The organism is Ferruginibacter sp. (assembly GCF_028288465.1).
In the GTDB taxonomy this organism is placed as follows: Bacteria; Bacteroidota; Bacteroidia; order Chitinophagales; family Chitinophagaceae; genus Ferruginibacter.
On record NZ_JAQBNR010000088.1, the window covers coordinates 1 to 2,812 of the forward strand.

General features: G+C 66.0%; 2 protein-coding genes and 1 pseudogene. 2 read left to right on the forward strand and 1 reads right to left on the reverse strand.

What is annotated here, in order from left to right:
• A partial coding sequence (locus tag JWR61_RS28070) for a 3-methyl-2-oxobutanoate hydroxymethyltransferase (RefSeq protein ID WP_301930958.1) occupies nt 1–288 on the reverse strand: 288 nt, incomplete at its 3' end.
• 98 nt (nt 289–386) lie between these two features.
• Between JWR61_RS28070 and JWR61_RS28075 the strand changes: the two genes are divergently transcribed.
• Complete coding sequence (locus JWR61_RS28075; RefSeq protein WP_301930959.1) at nt 387–1,724, forward strand: glutamine synthetase family protein; 1,338 nt, start codon at nt 387–389, stop codon at nt 1,722–1,724.
• An 18-nt stretch (nt 1,725–1,742) separates the two neighbouring features.
• A pseudogene (locus JWR61_RS28080) lies at nt 1,743–2,812 on the forward strand (hypothetical protein); the annotation flags it as partial.

Here is a 2,812-nt window from a genome sequence, read left to right on the forward strand (position 1 = left end):
GCCGAAGGGCATGTCGGCCACGACGAAGGCGCGCTTCGCCGCTCCGGCGACGGCGCGAGCGAGAGGAATCAGCTCGTCGATCGTCACCGGCAGGGTCGTGTCGTAGCCGAGCACGTTGTTCCCGGCAGAGTCGCCGACCAGCAGGAAGTCGATGCCCGCTTCATCGAAAATGGATGCCGTCAGCTGGTCGTAACTGGTCAGTCCCGTGATCTTGATCCCGTTTTCTTTCGCGTGCTGAAAGTGACGGGTGCGAACCTTCTTGGGCGCCGATGCTGACTGCTCTGCCATGATCCCCACCCTACTGCCGCCGCGCCGGACGGGGGCGGAGCCACTAGCCTGATACCGCACGTAAACTGGCACTCTGAACCACGATTTTTGGGAGCTTGATGGACAAGCAGCGCGACTTCGTTCTTCGCACAATTGAAGAACGAGGCATCAAGTTCATCCGGCTTTGGTTCACGGACGTCGTCGGCACCCTGAAGTCCGTGGCCATCGCCCCGGCAGAGGTTGAGGGCGCCTTCATGGAGGGCCTCGGCTTCGACGGTTCCGCGATTGAAGGGCTCACGCGCTCCTACGAGGCCGATGTGCTCGCGCATCCGGATCCCACGACCTTCCAGATTCTTCCCTGGCGCGGCGAGATCGATCCGACCGCCCGCATGTTCTGCGACATCACGACGCCAGATGGCCAGCCCGCTGTCGCTGATCCGCGCAACGTCCTGAAGCGCACGCTCGCCAAGGCGGCCGACCGCGGATTCACGTTCTACACGCACCCCGAGATCGAGTTCTACCTGCTCAAGTCGAGCAAGTTCGGCAAGAACGGGCCAACGCCTGTTGACTCAGCGGGCTACTTCGACAACGTGCCAGGTGGCACCGCCCACGACTTCCGTCGTCGCTCAGTTCGGATGCTCGAGGATCTCGGCATCTCGGTCGAGTTCAGCCACCACGAGGCGGGGCCGGGTCAGAACGAGATCGACCTGCGCTACGCAGACGCGCTCACCACGGCCGACAACATCATGACATTCCGAACGGTCATCAAGGAGGTGGCCATCGAGCAGGGCGTATACGCGACGTTCATGCCCAAGCCGCTGTCCGGGCATCCGGGTTCGGGCATGCACACGCACATGTCGCTCTTCGAGGGCGACGTGAACGCCTTCTTCGACGGCAGAACCCAGTACCAGCTGTCCAAGATCGGCAGGCAGTTTGTTGCGGGCCTGCTGCGTCACGCACCGGAGATCACTGCGGTCACCAACCAGTTCGTGAACTCGTACAAGCGCCTCTGGGGCGGCGACGAAGCGCCCAGCTTCGTCACGTGGGGCCACAACAACCGCTCTGCGCTCGTGCGCGTTCCGCTCTATAAGCCGAACAAGGGCCAGAGCTCACGGGTGGAATACCGCGCGATTGATTCCGCCGCCAACCCCTACCTCGCCTACTCGCTGCTGCTCGCGGCGGGCCTCAAGGGCATCGAGGAGGGCTACGAGTTGCCGGCGGAGGCCGAGGACAACGTCTGGACGCTGACGGATGCCGAGCGCCGTGCCCTCGGGTACAACCAGCTTCCCGCGAGCCTCGACCACGCGCTCTCCCTCATGGAGGACTCGGAGCTCGTAGCCGAGACCCTGGGGGAGCAGGTCTTCAACTTTGTGCTGCTGAACAAGCGGCGCGAGTGGAAGGAATACCGCGCACAGGTGACGCCGTACGAGCTCGAGAGCAACCTGGAGATTCTCTAGGCGGAAGGCGAAGCACCGATGCAGCGCCACGAAACCACGCTCACCGAGCTGGCTCGGCTGGGCTTTGCCGAGCTGGGCACCGCGCGCGAGCTTCTCGACCAGTTCCCGGCGGAGCTCGTGCCCCACTTCGCCCATGCCGCGGATGCGGACCAGGCACTCCATTGCCTTGCCGACCTGCGCGCAAACGCGCCCGAGCAGGTCGAGCGGTTACTGCAGAGCGAGGGCGGTGCCGACCGCCTGATTCGGGTGCTCGGAGCATCCGTCGGCCTCGCCGAATTTCTCCGGCGCCATCCGGAACAGCTGGATGCCCTCGCTGAACCCCTGGCGGTGCTCGCTGGTCCTGACGAGCTCCGCGCCGACCTGATCGACGCGGTCGACAGGCTGGACGAGGACGCCGCGTGGAATGCCCTTCGTGTGCGCTACCGCCGGCACATCTGCCAGCTCGCCGCGTGGGATCTCGCCAGCCCCGACCCGCTGGCGGCCGTCTCGGACGTCACCGCCATGCTCGCCGACCTCGCCGGAGCGGCGCTGGATGCCTCGCTCGAGGTTGCGCGCCGGTCCGTCCGCTTCCCGGCGGAGGATGTCGCCCGCACACACCTCGCCGTCATTGGTATGGGCAAGTGCGGCGCCAGGGAACTGAACTACGTCAGCGACGTCGACGTGATCTTCGTCGCCGAGGGGTCCGAGGGTCTCCCCGCCGACCGGGCGGTTGAGATCGCCACTCGCCTCGCTGTGCTGACGGCCAGGGGCATCCACGAGTTCGCCGCCGAGCCGCCCCTCTGGGAGGTCGACGCGAACCTCCGGCCGGAGGGCAAAGACGGCGCACTGGTGCGCACGCTCGAATCGCACCTCGCCTACTACGACCGCTGGGCGAAGAGCTGGGAGTTCCAGGCGCTGCTCAAGGCGCGTCCCATCGCCGGCGACCGCAAGCTGGGCGAGCGGTACGTTGCCGGGGTCGCGCCGCTGGTCTGGTCGAGCGCGTCGCGGGCCAACTTCGTTGAGTCAGTGCAGCGGATGCGCGAACGGGTAACCGACAACATCCCGCCGGACGGCCGCATCCCTGTCCTGCACGCTCCCCGCGATCCTGC

Bases quoted from the DNA above. Each gene is read 5' to 3' on its own strand.
- JWR61_RS28075 (WP_301930959.1), top strand. From the start codon at position 387: ATGGACAAGCAGCGCGACTTCGTTCTTCGCACAATTGAAGAACGAGGC.